General features: G+C 61.3%; 16 protein-coding genes and 6 pseudogenes. 10 read left to right on the top strand and 12 right to left on the bottom strand.

Annotated features, from left to right (window positions below; translation table 11 throughout):
* Positions 1–21: 21 nt before the first annotated feature.
* The gene (locus QTI20_RS11510; protein WP_353507277.1) at positions 22–789 is read left to right on the top strand and encodes a TetR/AcrR family transcriptional regulator; all 768 of its coding nucleotides are present in this window, start codon (positions 22–24) and stop codon (positions 787–789) included.
* On the opposite strand, the pseudogene QTI20_RS11505 reads toward QTI20_RS11510, so the two are convergent.
* The 6 genes and pseudogenes from QTI20_RS11505 to tnpA (QTI20_RS11480) all read right to left on the bottom strand — a co-directional run.
* Positions 777–1289 (bottom strand): annotated as a pseudogene (locus QTI20_RS11505) (leucine zipper domain-containing protein); the annotation flags it as partial. The gene QTI20_RS11510 and the pseudogene QTI20_RS11505 sit on opposite strands and share 13 nt — an antisense overlap.
* A gap of 169 nt (positions 1290–1458) precedes the next feature.
* The gene (locus QTI20_RS11500; RefSeq protein ID WP_286551031.1) at positions 1459–2460 is read right to left on the bottom strand and encodes a Bug family tripartite tricarboxylate transporter substrate binding protein; all 1002 of its coding nucleotides are present in this window, start codon (positions 2458–2460) and stop codon (positions 1459–1461) included.
* Between the two features lie 192 nt (positions 2461–2652).
* Positions 2653–2958, bottom strand: coding sequence for a YciI family protein (locus QTI20_RS11495; RefSeq protein WP_286574203.1), 306 nt, complete (start codon positions 2956–2958; stop codon positions 2653–2655).
* Between the two features lie 208 nt (positions 2959–3166).
* Positions 3167–3454: pseudogene (locus QTI20_RS11490) on the bottom strand (IS30 family transposase); the annotation flags it as partial.
* A 56-nt stretch (positions 3455–3510) separates the two neighbouring features.
* Positions 3511–3933, bottom strand: coding sequence for an IS66 family transposase (locus tag QTI20_RS11485; RefSeq protein WP_286551029.1), 423 nt, complete (start codon positions 3931–3933; stop codon positions 3511–3513).
* Entirely contained in the window at positions 3930–4346 is a 417-nt protein-coding gene (gene tnpA / locus QTI20_RS11480; protein ID WP_286574202.1) for an IS66-like element accessory protein TnpA, read from the bottom strand. The genes QTI20_RS11485 and tnpA (QTI20_RS11480) overlap by 4 nt, the downstream gene beginning before the upstream one ends.
* A gap of 200 nt (positions 4347–4546) precedes the next feature.
* Between tnpA (QTI20_RS11480) and QTI20_RS11475 the strand changes: the two are divergent.
* Positions 4547–5517, top strand: a pseudogene (locus tag QTI20_RS11475) (IS481 family transposase).
* An 11-nt stretch (positions 5518–5528) separates the two neighbouring features.
* Here the strand turns inward: QTI20_RS11475 and QTI20_RS11470 are convergent.
* From QTI20_RS11470 to QTI20_RS11450, 5 genes are all read right to left on the bottom strand, one after another.
* Positions 5529–6170: a 3-oxoacid CoA-transferase subunit B gene (locus QTI20_RS11470; RefSeq protein WP_286551027.1), complete on the bottom strand. Its 642-nt coding sequence runs from the start codon at positions 6168–6170 to the stop codon at positions 5529–5531.
* Positions 6171–6181: 11 nt separating this feature from the next.
* Positions 6182–6883 carry a 3-oxoacid CoA-transferase subunit A gene (locus QTI20_RS11465; RefSeq protein WP_286551026.1) on the bottom strand — a complete coding sequence of 234 codons (702 nt, stop codon included), beginning with the start codon at positions 6881–6883 and terminating at the stop codon, positions 6182–6184.
* Between the two features lie 36 nt (positions 6884–6919).
* On the bottom strand, positions 6920–7909 hold the full coding sequence (locus QTI20_RS11460) for a Bug family tripartite tricarboxylate transporter substrate binding protein (protein ID WP_286551025.1): 990 nt from the start codon (positions 7907–7909) through the stop codon (positions 6920–6922).
* Between the two features lie 61 nt (positions 7910–7970).
* Positions 7971–9182, bottom strand: a complete 1212-nt coding sequence (locus QTI20_RS11455; RefSeq protein ID WP_286574201.1) for a CaiB/BaiF CoA transferase family protein — start codon at positions 9180–9182, stop codon at positions 7971–7973.
* A 25-nt stretch (positions 9183–9207) separates the two neighbouring features.
* Positions 9208–9972, bottom strand: coding sequence for an enoyl-CoA hydratase/isomerase family protein (locus QTI20_RS11450; RefSeq protein WP_286551022.1), 765 nt, complete (start codon positions 9970–9972; stop codon positions 9208–9210).
* A 144-nt stretch (positions 9973–10116) separates the two neighbouring features.
* Here QTI20_RS11450 and QTI20_RS11445 point away from each other — a divergent pair.
* From QTI20_RS11445 to QTI20_RS30770, 6 genes and pseudogenes are all read left to right on the top strand, one after another.
* A pseudogene (locus tag QTI20_RS11445) lies at positions 10117–11227 on the top strand (IS3 family transposase); the annotation flags it as partial.
* A gap of 224 nt (positions 11228–11451) precedes the next feature.
* Positions 11452–11805 carry an IS66-like element accessory protein TnpA gene (gene tnpA / locus QTI20_RS11440; RefSeq protein ID WP_286556507.1) on the top strand — a complete coding sequence of 118 codons (354 nt, stop codon included), beginning with the start codon at positions 11452–11454 and terminating at the stop codon, positions 11803–11805.
* Positions 11802–12149: an IS66 family insertion sequence element accessory protein TnpB gene (gene tnpB, locus QTI20_RS11435; RefSeq protein ID WP_286556505.1), complete on the top strand. Its 348-nt coding sequence runs from the start codon at positions 11802–11804 to the stop codon at positions 12147–12149. Before tnpA (QTI20_RS11440) ends, tnpB begins: the two co-directional genes overlap by 4 nt.
* A gap of 60 nt (positions 12150–12209) precedes the next feature.
* Positions 12210–13787 carry an IS66 family transposase gene (gene tnpC / locus QTI20_RS11430; RefSeq protein WP_503011466.1) on the top strand — a complete coding sequence of 526 codons (1578 nt, stop codon included), beginning with the start codon at positions 12210–12212 and terminating at the stop codon, positions 13785–13787.
* Positions 13784–14305, top strand: a complete 522-nt coding sequence (locus tag QTI20_RS11425; RefSeq protein WP_286574200.1) for a hypothetical protein — start codon at positions 13784–13786, stop codon at positions 14303–14305. Before tnpC ends, QTI20_RS11425 begins: the two co-directional genes overlap by 4 nt.
* A 49-nt stretch (positions 14306–14354) precedes the next feature.
* Positions 14355–14519, top strand: a pseudogene (locus tag QTI20_RS30770) (IS5/IS1182 family transposase); the annotation flags it as partial.
* 236 nt (positions 14520–14755) lie between these two features.
* On the opposite strand, the gene QTI20_RS11415 reads toward QTI20_RS30770, so the two are convergent.
* Positions 14756–15211, bottom strand: coding sequence for a MarR family winged helix-turn-helix transcriptional regulator (locus QTI20_RS11415; RefSeq protein ID WP_286556312.1), 456 nt, complete (start codon positions 15209–15211; stop codon positions 14756–14758).
* 61 nt (positions 15212–15272) lie between these two features.
* On the opposite strand from QTI20_RS11415, the gene QTI20_RS11410 reads away from it, so the two are divergent.
* Together QTI20_RS11410 and QTI20_RS11405 are read left to right on the top strand one after the other, a co-directional pair.
* Positions 15273–15809 (top strand): PaaI family thioesterase, encoded by a 537-nt coding sequence (locus tag QTI20_RS11410; protein WP_286556315.1) that lies wholly within the window; start codon positions 15273–15275, stop codon positions 15807–15809.
* Positions 15810–15920: 111 nt separating this feature from the next.
* Positions 15921–16570, top strand: a pseudogene (locus tag QTI20_RS11405) (helix-turn-helix domain-containing protein); the annotation flags it as partial.
* Between the last annotated feature and the right edge of the window lie 240 nt (positions 16571–16810).

Here is a 16810-nt window from a genome sequence, read left to right as displayed (position 1 = left end):
CATCAACCCCCGATTATCTGCATGCCCCTGAGCAACTGGTATCGTCCGACGCAGCGTTCTCTCTTTACCTTTGCTATGGCCTCCCCTAAACTTCTTCCACTTGAAACCGGCGTCAAGCCTCGCAGGAAACATTCTTCCGCTGCAAATTCTTACCATCATGGCGACCTGCGTAATGCTTTGATTAGTGAAGGGCGGAGGCTGTTAGAGGAGGTAGGGCTGCGTGACATGAGCTTACGGGAAGTTGCTCGGCGTTTGGGAGTTTCAGAGGCAGCACCATCTCGACACTTTGACGGAAAAGTTGCCCTTTTGGCCGCGATCGCGCAGAGCGGGTATGACGAGCTTGCCCATGAGCGACAGAAGGTTCTGGCGGACGCCCGTCCTCCGCTCGAGGCGATGCGGCAGATGATGACGGTTTATATTGAGTTTGCACAGAACCATGCCGGCATCTTCTATTTGATGGCTGGGCCGAAAATAATCGATCGGAACATCTATCCGGATCTGTTGCAGTCCAGCAATGTATCGTTCACTTTATTCGCAGACGCTGTGTGCGCCTTCGCGAAAATCCACGGATGGCCGAAGTCGCAACACGGTGCGGTGGTGATTGCCGCGTGGGCGACGGAGCACGGGCTTGCGAATCTCATCCTCAGCAACCGACTACCCAGAGCTGACTACCCCGTTCCAATTGCTGAAATGATCGACTCATCTCTTGCGATGTTGTCTGCCGGCATCGCGGCAGGTCCGAGGCGAGTGAACGAAATGCGTGGATCCAAGCCTCGCAAGCCCTTGTAGTAGCGCAGCTCCGCAAGTAGGAAGGCGCAGGCGCTCATGGCCCTCTCGTCGGCCAGCATCTGGCTGAAGCCCGCACGGGAGTGGTCGTCATTTGCCACATGCAGCGCCTGCCAGCCAGCGCGCCGCGTGTTCTGCGTGCGGTCACCCGTCACGCGATGGCCGGGCTTGTCGAAGCGACCCAACTTCTTCGTGTCCAAGCAGCAATTCACCGGGTGTTTGGCGTTCGTAGCGGCGCACGGGGACCGCGTCCTGCAAAGCAGGCAACCGAGCCACACCAGCGGCCTTGCAAGCGCGAGCCGCAGCGCTTCTGGACAGGCCCGCACGCTCGACAATGCATTCGTAGGTCAGGCGCTGGTGCGCCGTCGCGCCCCGGCACGCTCGACCTTGGTGGCATCGCTGCGCCGGGGACAGTCTGCGGGTCGGGAACTGCGATCAAGCAAAGCTGGCGTGCCTTCGCTGATCTAGCGGTGCTGCCATTTGCGTATCGTGCGTGGCGTCATGAGGCATTCTTGTGAATGTTCATTCCAGGAGTCCTGAAGAAAGTTGGCCGGCTTGAGACCCTCCATCTTCCTTCACCTCGGGTGAACAGCCTCTTGGGAAACCACACCTAGATGCGGCGCTTTAAACATTTCATCGCGACAAGCTCGATCATCACCACCCATTTCGCAATCACTGCGGTGTGATCTTCATCGCACGTACGAGACTGGTGCTTCGATCGCGCTCAGTGTTCAAAACCGTATTTGCCTGCTCGAGTCCCATCTCCACCATCGGCCTGTTTCCAGTTTCCCGAGACCATTGTTGATATTTTTGCTCATTCACGAGTTTCGCGAAAACGGTATTCAGCTTCGTCGCGATGTGCGCAGGCGTTCCTTCTGGCACAAAAACGCCAATCCAAGCCGTGTACTCGAAGTTTTTGAGGTACTTGCTCTCGGTGGAGGCCTTTACATTCGGCAGATTCGAAGCGCGTGTCTTCGACGCGACTCCGATGGGCTTCAACTTGCCTGAATCAATCATTTTTTGCGCCGGACCGGCCAAGGGTAAGAACGTGAAGTCGATTTGCTTGCCGATCAAATCGCCGATCATCGGGGCTGTTCCCTTGTAGGGGACGTCAATAACTTTGATGCCGGTTTGACTTGCTAAGTCGCCAGCAGCCAAGTGAGCCATGGAGCCCGTTCCCCAGTTCCCGAAGCTAAATTCTTTCTTTGCAGCACGTGATTGCTCTACAAACGCGTCAAAGTCAGAAGGCGAAGAATCATGTCCGGTGACAAGCACCATATCGGAAAAAATAAGCGGGTGAATCAGTCTGAAATCAGTGGATTTGTACCTCGCTGACGAGAGTACAAGAGGATTGATGATCAAGTCGCTGCCCACCATTACAAGCAATGTGTGTCCGTCAGCAGGAGCCCTTAAGGCCGCTTGTGCGGCCAATGATCCAGCAACACCCGGCAAATTCTCGATGATGACTGTTTGTCCTAGCGCAGTCTGCAGCGCCGTCTGAAGCGGCCTGATCGCAGTGTCAGCGGATCCGCCAGCCGGGTAACCAACCTTGATGGTGATGATCTTACTCGGAAACTCTTGCCCAACCGCGTGCTGCGCAGCCAGCGCTAGGTAGCCTCCAATGATCGCCGCCGCGACGCGACTGCCAACGAACGATTTTTTGTAGTTGAACACAGTAATGATACTTTCAATAGTTGAAGAGTCTTCTGGACGTCGCTCAGCGGCGCACTCGAAGGAGGTTTTGTTTGTTGTAGATCGACTCGGATCTCTGAGTTCTTGATCTCATCGCCATAAAGGCGCTCTGTTTCCCAGACACTGGCAATGAATCGAAAATGCTCCCAAGTTCATAAATCCAGGCGTAGTTGACTAACTCCAGATCGGTTCAGGAACACTCAATTTTTCGACGTTAGTTCCGAGCATCTTCCATGGCCGGATCTCAACACTCATGAAGACAGCACTCTTAAAAAATGGATCCGCTTCGACATATTGACGTGTCTCCTGCTCGGACTCGGCGTCATAGATGAAGAGTGCGCCGTAACCATCCGTAAAGGGACCCGCAAGAATCAGTTTTCCCGCAGTCACCATGCTCATTGCGTAGGCACGATGCTGGGGACGCGAGGCCTGAACTTTCTCTGCGTCTTCGATGTACTTTGTGTAAACAACGAATCTCACTGCCAACTCCAATGCAAAAACTTTGTCTCGTTTAGAAAGTAGTGTTTTGCCTTGTCCCAAGACACACACTGAAGCCATCACGCCAAAATGCGTAAAAATTTTGATGTTAATGTCGTTAACACAGTGCCGATGTTAGCCCGTTAGGTGAGCTTTGTGTTATGAGTGTTTACCCTTGCCGTTTCAAGTATGAAGCGCAACACCTGATGGATTAATGAATTTCTGTTGGCACCTGCTGGGCCATCGCCAGGAGATGAGCGAACACCGCCAGCGACGAGTTGAAGTCGTGCCTCGCCCTTGGCCTGGAGTTCAGACTGTCGGCGATCCCACCGAGATCGTCTTAACTGTGGACGCTCAGATTGGCCCCTTGGGCAGGTACTGCCGCAACAAGCCATTTGTTGTCGCAAGTGCCCCGTTACCACGGGCTGTGCGGGTCGCAGAAGTAGACCTTCACGCCGGTCTGAACCGGCAACTCCTTGTGTCGGCTCATCTCCTTGCCCTAGTTGTGAAGCTTCGTAATAGTCCGCTCGAGGCCGTCGTTGACGTACCGGCGGTTTAAGGCGTGACGTCTGCGACGTGCTGAAGCAGGCCGAAGCCGACCCGCCAAGCGCGACCGTCGCAATGGACGGTGGCGGTGCGCTGGTTGCCCCGGATGTCGGCTTCGACGCCGAAGACCTTGCCGATGCGCAACAACGCCTGGTGCGCCAGCGTGCCGGCCAGCTTGTGCTGGCGCTCGTGGATGTCCCACATCTTGCGTCTTGCATGGCTCCAGCAGCCAGCTTCGGTCACTCGGCCATCTTCGTACAACGGGTGGTACCCAGCGAAGGCATCGGCCTGCAAGATGCCCTTGAAGTGCCTCAGATGACGCACGGGGTGCTCGCCCTTGCGGTTCGCTGAGTACTGGAACCACACCGTCGGCGCCGCCGTGTCGCCGCTCCGTCGAGCGTCTCTCAAGTACACCCACAGGCGCCCGATCATGCGCTGTTGCGCAGCGCGCGCAGCACGGTGCACAGGCTGTCCTCATCGACGTCGCCGCGCAGCCGCAGTTGGGCGCCGGCAATCTCCAGCTTGATGACGCCTGGGCGCAAGGTGCGGGTCGCCGGCGCCCTCACCGTTGTAGTGGCCGCCGCGGTGTACGACGAATCGCGGCGCGGACCAACAGCGTCCGACACGACGTGCACCGGCAGCAGCACGGCCGCAGTCGCGGCCGTGACCTGCCCGCGCCGCATGTCGCGGCGCCACTCGAACAGCAGGTTGGCGTTGATGCCAGCCTCCAGTGCGATGGCCGATACCGAAGCGCCAGGCTGTAGGCTTCGCTCCACCAGCTGCGCCTTCAACGCTTGGTCGTGATTGCGGCGCGGGCGTCGTCCGTTGCTCTCTTGATCCTTCACGGCGTGCACCATCTCCTGTTGGTAAACACCATCGGGGCGGCACTCTTCAGGTCACATGCTGCGCAAGCCGACCCCGCTCGGCAATGACGGCCTTCGCTGGACTATTACGAAGCTTCAATAGGTTGTATCCGGTTAATCCGGACTGGGTTTGAGAGACTGGAGGTCGCCAAACACCCAATCCACACAGGAAGCCCAACCGGATGAACACCCATAAGCATGCCCGACTTACTTTTGCTCGCCGAATCGAGATGGTCGAACAGATGAGGTTGGAAGGCCTGGATGCGGCACAGCCCATGGCGTCACTTCGTAGACTGCAAGGAAGTGTCTGGGCCGGCATCTGGGGGCGGTGAAGCCGCCCTGGCTGATGCGTGTTCCCGGCCGGCGCGCTCGCCCCGAGCCATCGACGAGTCCAAGGCCCTGCTCATCGTCGAGCTGCGCAAACGCCGGATGCTGCAGTCACGCATCGCCCGCTATGCAGGCGTCTCGGCGTCCACCGTCAGCCGGGTTCTGGCCCGCGCCTGCCTGTCACGGCTCAGCGAGCCTGGAGTCTGCCGAGCCGGTGGTTCGCAACGAGCACGACGCGCCCGGAGACATGCTTCACATCGACACCAAAAAGCTCGGACGCATCGTGAGGCCCAGCCGCCGCGTCACAGGCAATCGACGCGACTCCGTGAACGGCGCAGGATGGGAGGCGCTGTTCGTGGCCATCGATGACCATGCCCGCATTGCATTCACTGCCATGCATCCAGACGAGAAGAAGCACGAGGCGGTGCAGTTCCTGCAGAACGCCGTGGCGTACGACGCAAGGCTCGGCGTGAGCGTCAAACGCCTGCTGACCGACAACGGCTCGGCGTTCCGCTCAAGTGAGTTCGCTGCGGCCTGCAAGGCCTTGGGCATCAAACACAGGTTCAACAGGCCGTACCGCCCGCAGACCAATGGCAAGGCCGAGCGGTTCATCCAATCGGCACTGCGCGAGTGGGCCTATGGCTGGACATACCAGAACTCAGCCGAATGAACCTATGCCCTGGCGAGCTGGCTGCACCATCACAACTGGTACCGACCGCACAGCGGTATCGGATGCATCGCTCCGATGTATAGACTCAAATCTGCAAACAACCTCTTGACGATTCTCACATCGGTTGTCCCGAAAGGTTATTTAGATCCATGCTAGCGAAACTCGAGTCAAGCGCGAATCGGTAGCCCGACTAGCTTTTCGAGTTCTTCGCGGCTAATGCCACTCACAGCATCGATGAACTTCAGCCCTTGCGTCGTGCATTCAAGAGTCGCCAAGTCCGAGTAGATACGCTTGACGCAGCTCACCGCGGTCAGCGGATAGGCGCATTGCTGCACCACCTTGCTTAGTCCCTGCTTGGTCAGCAAGTCCATCATCACCCAAGTCTGTTTGGCGCCGATGGCCAGGTCCATGGCCCCGCCCACAGCGGGAATGGCGCCCTCCTCGCCCGTGCTCCAGTTTGCCAGATCACCGGTAGCCGATACCTGAAAAGCGCCGAGTACGCAAATGTCGAGGTGGCCGCCGCGCATCATTGCGAAGCTGTCGGCATGGTGAAAAAAGGCGCCGCCTGCCAGAAGAGTCACCGGCTGCTTGCCGGCATTGATAAGGTCATAGTCCTCCAGCCCGTGGGCCGGAGCCGGTCCCATGCCCAGGATGCCGTTCTCGCTGTGCAGGATAATTTCCAGCCCGGCGGGGATGTGGTTGGCCACCAGCGTGGGCTGGCCGATGCCGAGGTTGACGTAGGCGCCTTCGTGGATGTCGCAGGCCACGCGCTGGGCAACCTCATCCTTGGTGCGTTTCTGGTAACTCATGTTGCTTGCTTTCACGCTGCCGGCTTGAACCCGCCGGCCTGGGTAGCTACTCGGTCGATTTTCACGACCCTACTTACGTAGATACCGGGGGTAACGATTTTTTCCGGGTCAAGGCCGCCGAGTTCCACGAGCTCGTACACGGTGGCTATGGTCTGTTTGGCAGCCGTCGCCATTACCGGCCCAAAATTGCGAGCGGCCTTGCGGTAGACCAGATTGCCCCATCGGTCACTAGCCTCCGCCTTGATCAGTGCTACATCGCCGTAGATGGGCATTTCAAGTACATAGCGTTTTCCATCGATTTCGCGGGTTTCCTTGCCTTTCGCGAGTTCTGTACCATAGCCGGTGGGGCAGAAGAAGGCACCGATGCCCGCGCCGGCGGCGCGGATGCGTTCAGCCAGGTTGCCTTGGGGCGTCAGCTCAAGCTCAATCTTGCCAGCGCGATACAGCGCATCGAAGACCCAGCTGTCGGCGGTGCGCGGAAAGCTGCAGATGATCTTGCGAACCAGGCCCGACTGCAGCAGCGCGGCAAGGCCGGTGTAGCCGTTGCCTGCATTGTTGTTGACCACTGTGAGATCCCGTGGCCCGAGGGCGATGAGCCCGTCTATCAATTCGCCTGGAATGCCGGCAGTTCCGAAACCGCCAATGAGTACGGTCGCTCCGTCTTGGATGCGATCGAGCGCTTCCATGACGCTGGGGACGGTCTTATCGATCACCTGAGTGCTCCTTGTGGAGTTGCGAATATATGAGGCTTACTGGCCCGACTGAAGGTTCAGTTTCTTGATGATGTCGCCGAGCTGGGCAGACTGGCGTGCGATCATGGCGACATAGCTTTTGTTATCGAGCTGCACAGACTCGCTGCCATGGCTGGCGAGGAAGGCTTGGAATTCAGCCGAGGCAATAACTTGGCGCGCAACTGGCTCCAGCTTGGCGATGATGGATGTCGGCGTGCCAGGCGACGCGAACAACCCGACCCAGCCCGGCACGTCTGCCTCCGGCACACCGGCCTGGGTCGTGGTCTGGATGTTGGGCAGATTCTGGAAAGGCTGGGCCTGAAATACGCCAAGCGCCTTGAGTTCACCAGATTTGATGCGAGGCTGGGCGCTGAACATGGTGATAACGGCGGTGTCGACTTCGCGAGATTTGAGCGCCAGCAGCGCCGGTGCATCGCCTTTGTAGGGCACGTGTGTGGCCTCGAACTTCGCGCCGATTCGGAAGATTTCCATACCCAAGTGCGGGCTGGTGCCAACCCCGATCGAACCGTAGGTGATCGGGTCTTTGCGAGCATTGGCATTTGCGGCTAGTTCCTTGAAATCATTGGCCGGGAAGTCCGGAAGGGCTACCAGCACGTTGGGCGTGGTGCTGATAGGCGACACGGCTACGAATTTCGTCGGATCAATGGTGACGTTGTTGAACAGCTTTGGCGTGATGGCTAAACCGGTTGTCGAACCAAGCAGCAACGTATAGCCGTCGGGCGCGGCGTTAGCGGTGGCTTGCATGCCGACCACTTGGCCTGCGCTAGGCTTGTTTTCGACGATGACCGGCTGTCCAAGCTTGGCCTCCAGCATGCGGGCCAACTGACGGGTCGTCAGGTCGCTGAGGCCGCCGGGCCCCATAGCCACAATGATCTTGATTGGACGCGAGGGGTAGTCAGCAGCATAGACAGCGGATGGCTCTAGCAGCGTGGCTAGCAGGGATAGAGCGACTATGCAGGCGCGACGAAAAAGGATTGGGCTGGACATTTGTTTTCTACTTCGATGTGTCGAGCGAGTTCTTAGGGAACTCACGTTGAGGATCAAATGATCAATCGTCGAAAGCGCCTCGTGGAGTCTTGCGGCTCAGAATGACACGGCGCTTGCGCATATCCTCGATCACTGACGGGGCAATGCCGCGCCCAGAGAGAACGACCGTGTTGTCCTCGCCTTGGAACGACGGCACGCCCGGAGGCGGCAGTACCGAATGGCTGAACTTCCAAGGGGCACCGGGCATGCGGGTGGTGCTGCCGCCCCGATCGTCAATGTCCACAACAGCGCCCCATTCACGAGCCCATTCCGAGGCGGCGAACTCTTCGGTACTACGCACCGAACCAAGGGCCAAGCTAGCTTCGCTTACTTGAGCCTGCAACTCTTCGAGGTCGGAGAAAGTCAGGATCCAGGCGCGCACCTCCGCCAGCAAGACGGCTAGGTTCTCGCGCCGCAGCGGGGCGCTGGCAAAGCGGGGGTCCCGCAATAAGTCGGTGCGGCGCATCATGCCGCAATAGCGCACGAATGTGGGGGAGTAAATCGGACTGCCCGCAATGGTGATTTTGCGGCCATCAGAAAGCGCATAAATGTGCGAGTCCGGAGCCGCCAGCGCTGTTGGTTCTCCAAACGTGTCGATGCCCGAAAGCTGGGCGCCGGCACGTTCGTTCACCGCCAGCATGGTCGCTGCCATGGCGACGTCGACGTGCTGGCCTTCGCCGGTACGCTGCCGGTGGTGCAGCGCAGCCAGCACCGCGATAGCGCCTTCGAGACCGGTGTAGATGTCGGCATGGCTGCAGGCGTCGCCTCGAAGCTCGGTGAGCGCTTCGCCGAAGTGCTGTTCCACGATTGAAGTCAGGCCCGTTTCAGCATGGATCGTGGGTGCGAAGGCTGGGCGGTTGCGCCAGGCGCCCGTCTGACCATAGCCACTCATGGAGACGTACACGATTTTTGGGTTGACAGCGCGGACCTGCTCGTAGCCCAGCCCAAATCGCGCCAGCGTGCCAGGCCGGAAATTCTCAACGATGACGTCGGCTTCACGACACATGTCAATGACAATTTCGCGCGCCTCAGGCCAGTTCAGGTCGATGCTGAGATTGCGCTTGCCTGCATTTTGCTGTGTGTAGTAGACCGACATTCCATTGATGTGCGGCACGCCTCCACGTCCAGTATCGCCCGCCGGCGGCTCAATCTTGGTAATGTCGGCGCCCAGGTCCCGCAGCACCTTGGTGCAGTGCGGCCCAGCTAGCACGCGAGTGAAGTCAATGATCTTCACTGCTTGGAGAGGAGCGCTGCCCATGTCAGTTTCCTTCAAAAATTGCGGTGCCAGGCCCGGTCGCGGTCAAGGCGGCGAGGCCGCGTTTCGGATCCTGGCTGGCCCACATGGTGTTGTTGACCTCCGTCTGCGCAAGGTCAGCCGCCGCTATGCCGTGCCGTGCCGAAAGGTTGGCCAGCCGCTTGATGCCGTTCAGAGCCACCGTAGGGCCGGCGGCGAGCTGTCGCGCCCACGAAAGGGAGGCGGCTGTTAGGTCATCCTCGGAGGTCACAAGGTTGATGGCGCCCCAGCGCTCAAGTGCAGCTGGCTCGTGGCGACGGGCGAACATGGCCAGTTCTTTGGCACGCGCCGGGCCCACTCGCTGGACCATACGTTGCACGCCGCCCAACAGCGGAAGCAGGCCCAGCGAAGCTTCGGCCATGCCGAACTTGGCGGTGTCAGCGGCGATGATCATGTCGCAGGTTAGCGCCAGCTCCACACCACCGCCTAGGGCCGCGCCATGCACCGCTGCAACCGTCGGAACCGGGACGTTTTCCAATGCATCCATGATGGACTCGAAGCTTTCCTGGCTGCGCTTGCGGTCCCCCACCCCCAGGCCATTGGTATCCGCGCCAGCACAAAAGTGTCGCATGGCGCTGCGCAGCAGGATCGCGCGGCAACCCTCGTCCACCGCCGTTCTGTAGCTTTCGAGAAGGCCGTTGAGCAGCGCATCATCAATCAAGTTATGCGGTGGTTTGGAGAGCGTGACGATGCCGACGGCACCGTCTTTTTGATAGGTAACGATGGTCATTTTTTAAGTTTCCTTGTGGAGCAGGGCATGCAGATCCGCAGGCGTTAAATGTAAACACTGAGTACATTAAATGCACTCGGTGTTTACACCTAGTGCCCTTTCTCGCTGATACGTGAGCAAAGTCGACCCAGCTTCTTCGGAATCGATTCGGCGGTCGGCCACGAGGCCGCGCGAAGGCTGGGAATTCCCTCTGCGACGTTGAGCAACTGGTCGCGCAAGCGCAGGCCGGTGGACTTGCCGCCGGCGCCTGAGACGAGCTCTGCACAGCCACTGCGTCGGCCGTGACGGAGCTGGAAGCCGAGAACAGTCGGCTTCGCAAGGAGCTTGCCGACGCGAAGCTCGATGTGGAAATTCTTCGAAAAGCGACGGCGTACTTTGCCAAGGGGTCGCGATGAAGTACGCCTGGATCGAGCATCATCGCGACGAGTACACGGTCAGCCGGCTGTGCCGGGTGTTGTTGGTGTCCCGCACGGGGTACTGTCAGTGGCGCGTGCGGCCGCCCAGCGCACGAGCGCTGGCGAACGAGGCCTTGGATGCGCAGGTGACGACAATCCATCGTGACAGTCGAAGAAGCTACGGACGGCCTCGGATCACGCAGCAGCTTCGCCAGCAAGGCCAGTGCGTGAGCGCCGAGCGTGTTCGTCGAAGCCTCAAGCGCCTGGGCTTGCGTTCGGTCTATCGGCGCGCATACGTGGTGACCATCGATTCAGCCCACCGCCTGCCGGTGGCCGCCAACATTCTGGATCGGCGCTTCGAAGGCTGGCAGCCGAATCGGGCGTGGGTGGCAGACATCACCTATGTCGCAACGGGCGAAGGGTGGCTGTACCTGGCTGCGGTGATGGATCTGGCGAGCCGCCGCATCGTGGGCTGGTCGATGTCCGAGATGATCGACGCGAAGCTGATGTGCGCGGCCTTGAGATCGGCCTACTGGCAACGCAAGCCCGGCGTCGGGCTGCTCGTTCACACGGACAGGGGCAGTCAATACGCCAGTCATGAATACCGCCGGTTGACGGTGGCCTTCGGCATCACGATGTCGATGAGCAGGAAGGCTAACGCCTGGGACAACGCGGCCATGGAGAGCTTCTTCAAGACCCTGAAGGTCGAGCGCATCTACCAGATACGCTATGACACTCGGGCCCAGGCCCGCCTGGACATCGTGGACTGGATCGAGGGCTTCTATAACCGGGTGCGCATTCATTCCGCGAACGGGTACCTCGCTCCGGTCACACGAGAGCGCATCCTTCTGGCTGCATGACTTGATGTACGTGGAAACGAGGCAGGGTCAGTTGGCCGATGCAGGCTTCCGCTCGGAGGCGGTGATAGGGCAGCATCTAGGACACCCCGAGCGAACTGATCGTGGCGCTGGGGTGCGAAGGCAGTAAGCGTGGCCTCACCACCCCATTGATGGCGCAGCCCTGACCGCCGAGCATGTGTGTCCATATGCAGGACTCTGGACACAGCCCTCAATGGGCCGGCCCGATGGTCGAGCGCACGATGCGCAACGGCAAGCGGATCTACACCTCGGCGTTCAAGGCCTGGCTGGTGGAGCAATCCCGCGTGCCAGGCGTGTCGATCTCAGGCCTGGCCGTACGCCACGGCGTCAACGCGAACCTGCTGCGCCACTGGATGCGTCTGGAGCACTGGGGTTCTCCTGCGGCTGCTCCCGTCCTGTTGCCTGTGACCGTCACGCAGCCTGCACCCGCGGCAACGCCGACACCCATGGCCGAAGGCTCGGCACCGATAGAGATCGTGCTGGGTGAGGTCATCGTGCGCGTTCCCGTCGGCGTGGACCTGTTGCACCTGCGTCATGTCCTGCAGGCACTGCGCGGATGATCGGCCCGCCTGCCAACACCCAGGTCTGGCTGGTGGCCGGCCACACCGACATGCGCAAGGGCTTCGATGGGCTGGCCGCGCTGGTGCAAACGGCGCTGGCGCAAAGCCCGTTCAAGGGCCACGTGTTCGTATTCCGGGGCCGCCGTGGCGACATCGTCAAGCTGCTGTGGTTCGACGGCCAGGGCCTGCTGCTGCTGAGCAAGCGGCTGGAGCGGGGGCGGTTCATCTGGCCCCAGGCCACCAGCGGCAGCGTGGTCCTCACGCCCGCGCAACTGTCCATGCTGCTGGAGGGCATCGACTGGCGCATGCCGGTGCGCACGCACCATCCCGAGTTGGCGGCATAGCCACACGCGCGTGCTGTCGGTGGCACTACGGATTGCCCAGGGCGCGCCCCTGCGGCACAGTTGGGGCCTGTGTCGACACCACCGCCCGCCGAGCCCCACACCATCGAAGGCCTGCTGCGCGTGATCGAGGTGCGCGATGGCGAACTCGCCGTGCTGCGCCTGATGGTGGACAAGCTCAAGCTGCAACTGCTGCGCCGCGTGCGCGCGCAGTTCGGCACCTCCAGCGAACAGTTGCAGGCCAGCCTGATCGACGAGCAGGCGCTGTCGTTGCCGGCCTGTAAGAGCGCTAGAACCAAGGTCGAGGCGGCCAACGCACCGACCATCGACCGCGGCCTGCCAGAACACCTGCCGCGCGAAGCGCATGTGCATCGCCCCGAGACGAACCCTGCGCACCACGACGCAGCCGGCCAGCCCTGCGGCTGCACTGCCTGTGGCGGACGGCTGCGCCAGATCGGCCAGGACGTCTCCGAGCAGCTGGAGTACGTGCCAGCGCGCTTCAAGGTGATCCGCCATGTGCGGCCCAAGCTGGCCTGCGTGCGCTGCCAGTCCATCTTCCAGGCCGATGCCGCCAGCCGGCCCATCGCCCGCGGGCTGGCCGCAGCAGGCCTGCTGGCCCACGTGCTGGTGTCCAAGTATTGCGACCACCTGCCGCTGTACCGGCAAAGCGGCATCTACGCGCGCAGCGGCGTGCAGATCGACCGCTCCACCATGGCGGGCTGGGTCGATCACAGCGAGCGGCTGCTCGCGCCGCTCGTGGCCGCGCTGGGCCGCTACACGCTGGCGGCGGCCAAGCTGCACGCCGACGACACGCCCGTGCCGGTGCTGGCACCTGGCCAGGGCAAGACGCGCACCGCGCGCCTGTGGGTCTATGTGCGCGACGACCGGCCCGCCGGCGCCAGCGAGCCGCCTGCGGCCTGGTACCAGTACACGCCCGACCGCAAGGGCGAACACCCGCAGCGCCACCTGCGCCGCTTCCACGGCGTGCTCCAGGCCGATGCCTACGGCGGCTGGGGCAAGCTGTACGACAGCGGCCAGGTCACCGAGGCGGCCTGCTGGGCGCATGCGCGCCGTCCGTGGTGGGACCTGTACCTGAGCACCGGCAAGGCCGAGGACTCCATCGCGGCCCAGGCGCTGCAACGCATCGCGGCGCTGTACGTCGTGGAGAAGGAGGTCCGTGGCCAACCACCGGACGTGCGCCGTGCCCACCGCCAGGCCCGTGCCGGCCCGCTTCTCGATGAGCTGCACGCCTGGCTGAGCAGCCTGGTGGGGCGCGTATCTGCCAAGTCCGATCTGGCACGCGCCATCGGCTACACCCTCACGCGCTGGCAGGCACTGACGCGCTACCGCGATGACGGGCGGATCGAGATGGACAACAACGCAGCCGAACGTGCCCTGCGCGGTATAGCGCTGGGCCGGGGCAACTACTTGTTCATGGGCTCGGATGCCGGCGGCGAGCGGGCCGCTGCGATCTACAGCCTGGTGCAGACGGCCAAGCTCAACGGGCTCGATCCCGAGGCGTACCTGCGCGAGGTTCTGGGGCGCATTGCCGATCACCCGATCTGCCGGATCGAGGAGCTGCTGCCGTGGAACATCGGCACGCGCGAGGTGGTGGGCGACGAACAGCGACGCGCTGCATGAGCCGCGGCGTCGATCCGCGCATGCTGGAACTGCTGAACAACGCCAGCAGCTTGCAGCTGTTCGAGCTGAGCACCGTCATCGAGCGGTTGCTGGCCGACCCGCGTCGCATCATCGCCGTGCGGGTGAACCTACACCTGGGCCAGACGGTGCGCTTCCTGGACTGGCGCGACGGCAGCCTGCGCGAGGGCAAGGTGCTGGCCATGAAGGACACGCAGGTCGTGCTGCAGGATCTGCGCGAGCGGCGCGAATGGAAGCTGCCCTATACGGCCATCGAGCCGCCGGCAACCGACGCCGGCCGAGCGCAGCAGGGCGCAGCGGCGCAACCCGAGCCCAGTGCGCCGAAGCCCACACGTGAGGACTTCCGCCGCGGCGACAAGGTGGCCTTCGAGGACAAGTACCTGCAGACGGTGGTTGGCACCGTCGTGCGGATCAACGAGCGCACTGCGACTGTCGACGCCGGCGGTGGCAACACGTGGCGCGTTGGCTTCGCGCTGCTGCGCCGCGTGCTGGACATCTGAGGTTCCACCGAACGGCCGGGGTCAAGTGGGCCCTGCGGCCTCGCTTACCGAAGGCAAACAGGAGCTACAGATTAACGCGCAGCAGTACGCACACACGGCAGCGATGGATGCCAGGCTGAAGACGCCCGAAGGACAGGCGGCCTACCGCAAGAGTAAGTGGACCGTGGAGGCGCCCAACGGGTGGATCGAGAACATGCTGGGTTTGGAGGCAGTCTAGGCCGAGTTTAAGCTCGTGTGCCTGGCGCTGGATCTGAGAAGGATGTGCCGATTGTGAGGAGCCTGAGGGGAGTCCAAGGCCGCAGGAGGCTGCGCAGATCGATCACCAGGCGTACCAACGCACGCACCGTCGCCTGCACTTGCCTATCAACCATCGAAATCAGCTGCCGACGCAGAACCTCGTGCGTCACAACATTCGCAAACGGCTCTGCCGCGCAGACTCCCAGATAGCGATCACTCACCCGATTGTTCCTCAGGCTGGCCGTCAAGGCATTCGATACATGTATCGAGCAGGTCATGCAGCGCGGCGACCCTCTCTAGGCCCAAGCACTCGTTGAGTGCCGTTTGTGCCGTTTTCCACGCACGCTGTCCTTCGGCCTGAATCTTAAGTCCCGCCTCGGTCGCTTCGACGAGGCGACTGCGAGCATCGTCACCTGCGCCGAGCGTCAACCGACCTTGCATCACCAGTGGCTGCAGGTTGCGCGTCAGCGTCGAAGCATCCATCTGCATCCGTCTGGCCAGATCTCCGGGGCGAATAGGACCGAGCTTTGCAGCGTAAGAAAGCAGTGAATACTGCGTGCTCTTCAGCCCAGTCTCGGCGACATAGCGATCGTAATGTCGCGTCACCATGCGAGTGAGCTGGCGAAGTTTCAGGTTGCTGCACTCCTGCGGCTTGATTGGGTTCTTCATGTGATATATTGTACCTGCAACACTTGCATATGCAGTAGTCTTTTTCAAGAGAGGGTGGATGATGGATATTGATCAGGTGGTGGCGCGTTGGGAAGAGGAAGAAAAGCGTGTTCGAATGCGCTTGAGTCCGCCCGACGCTGAGCCCAAGGCACAGGTCTTTGGTCGCTCGGGCATGGAGATGTTCGAGGCGATCTTCTCCGGCGAGCTGCCACCAGCGCCTATTGGCGACACGCTCGATTTCGTGCCCATTCACATGGAGCATGGGGCCGCTGTATTCCAGGGCCGGCCGAATCGACGCCACTACAACCCGCTGGGCACCGTGCACGGCGGCTGGTTTGCCACGCTGCTCGACTCGGCCGTGGGCTGTGCGGTCCATTCAATGCTGCCCGCAGGCCAAGGCTTCACCACCCTGGAGCTTAAGGTGAACATGGTTCGCTCCCTGAATGATGGGGTGCCGCTTGTACGCGCCGAAGGCAAGGTGATCCATGCGGGGCGGCAGGTCGCTACAGCCGAGGGCCGCATCGTCGGCCCGGACGGCAAGCTGTATGCTCATGCCACCACAACGTGCCTGATCTTCAATCATTCCCCCGCAGGTTGAGCTGCCAAGGCTGATTCAGTTGGCACTCGTGCAGACCTATTGTCCTGTCCCGTTATTGACTGGCATTATTTCTGCTCAGCAATGCGGAATCTTTGGAACGGAGTTACGGCTATGAGAACGGGAAGGTCAAAAGCCGACTTGCTATTGGCCGAGGACGAGGGGTAGCGGCTTCAGTCTTTTGCGCGCAGCCGCTCGCTACCTGCGGCCCTAAGTGCAGGGTGTGTGTCCTGAGCAGTACTGATGGCGAACTCAATAGCGCCATCGCCGGGCGGCTGCAACTGACCAAGGCCATAGTGGCAAGTGGCGCGCGCGATTCATCGAACGACGCATCTCTGGCCTGCATGACGGCGGTTGTCCGGGCAAGCCTCGCACGATCCATGACGAGCGCTTGGAGCAGTTGATCAGCACCACGCTGCACGCCAAACCGGCCGATGGCGCAACGCATTGGAGCGTGCGCACGGCAGCGGCCCAGACGGGCATTTCCAAGACCAGCGTCGCGCGGCACTTTCAGCTCTTTGGCCTGCAGCCCCATCGCAGCGACAGCTTCAAGCTGCCCAACGACCCGGTTTACACCGAGAAGCTGCGCGACGTAGTCGGGCCATACCTGAGCCCGCTGACAACGCCCTGGACATCTGCGTTAATGAGGAAATCCAATTCCAGGCGCTGGAGCGCACACAGCCGATGCTGCCTATAGGCTTGGCTACGTAGAAGGCGTCCCCCACGACTACAAACGCCATGGCACGAGCACGTTGTTCGCTGCGGGGGGGTCAAGGTTCAACCGGCGCCGACAGGGTCGGGCTAAAGAGGTTGTACGAGCGACAGGACGTTCGTGACCTAGTGCCAGACGGACAAGCTTCGAGTTTTTCACTACCGTATCCATCGTTTACGTGTGGGGAAGCCTATGGCCCCGCCCTCATCGAGAGGCGGTGACCAGAACATCTCTCTACCGACACGAGAAAACGAACTTCTCGCAGCCGGCTCGCTATCACACCAGCCGGGTG

This window comes from Variovorax sp. J2P1-31 (assembly GCF_030317215.1).
Lineage (GTDB): Bacteria > Pseudomonadota > Gammaproteobacteria > Burkholderiales > Burkholderiaceae_C > Variovorax.
The sequence above is the reverse complement of the archived record's forward strand: the minus strand, read 5'-3'. Positions and strand labels throughout refer to the sequence as shown.

Bases quoted from the DNA above. Each gene is read 5' to 3' on its own strand.
- QTI20_RS11510 (WP_353507277.1), top strand. From the start codon at position 22: ATGCCCCTGAGCAACTGGTATCGTCCGACGCAGCGTTCTCTCTTTACC.
- QTI20_RS11485 (WP_286551029.1), bottom strand. From the start codon at position 3,933: ATGATCGGGCGCCTGTGGGTGTACTTGAGAGACGCTCGACGGAGCGGC.
- QTI20_RS11470 (WP_286551027.1), bottom strand. From the start codon at position 6,170: ATGAGTTACCAGAAACGCACCAAGGATGAGGTTGCCCAGCGCGTGGCC.
- QTI20_RS11460 (WP_286551025.1), bottom strand. From the start codon at position 7,909: ATGTCCAGCCCAATCCTTTTTCGTCGCGCCTGCATAGTCGCTCTATCC.
- QTI20_RS11450 (WP_286551022.1), bottom strand. From the start codon at position 9,972: ATGACCATCGTTACCTATCAAAAAGACGGTGCCGTCGGCATCGTCACG.
- tnpA (WP_286556507.1), top strand. From the start codon at position 11,452: ATGGTCGAGCGCACGATGCGCAACGGCAAGCGGATCTACACCTCGGCG.
- tnpB (WP_286556505.1), top strand. From the start codon at position 11,802: ATGATCGGCCCGCCTGCCAACACCCAGGTCTGGCTGGTGGCCGGCCAC.
- QTI20_RS11425 (WP_286574200.1), top strand. From the start codon at position 13,784: ATGAGCCGCGGCGTCGATCCGCGCATGCTGGAACTGCTGAACAACGCC.
- QTI20_RS11415 (WP_286556312.1), bottom strand. From the start codon at position 15,211: ATGAAGAACCCAATCAAGCCGCAGGAGTGCAGCAACCTGAAACTTCGC.
- QTI20_RS11410 (WP_286556315.1), top strand. From the start codon at position 15,273: ATGGATATTGATCAGGTGGTGGCGCGTTGGGAAGAGGAAGAAAAGCGT.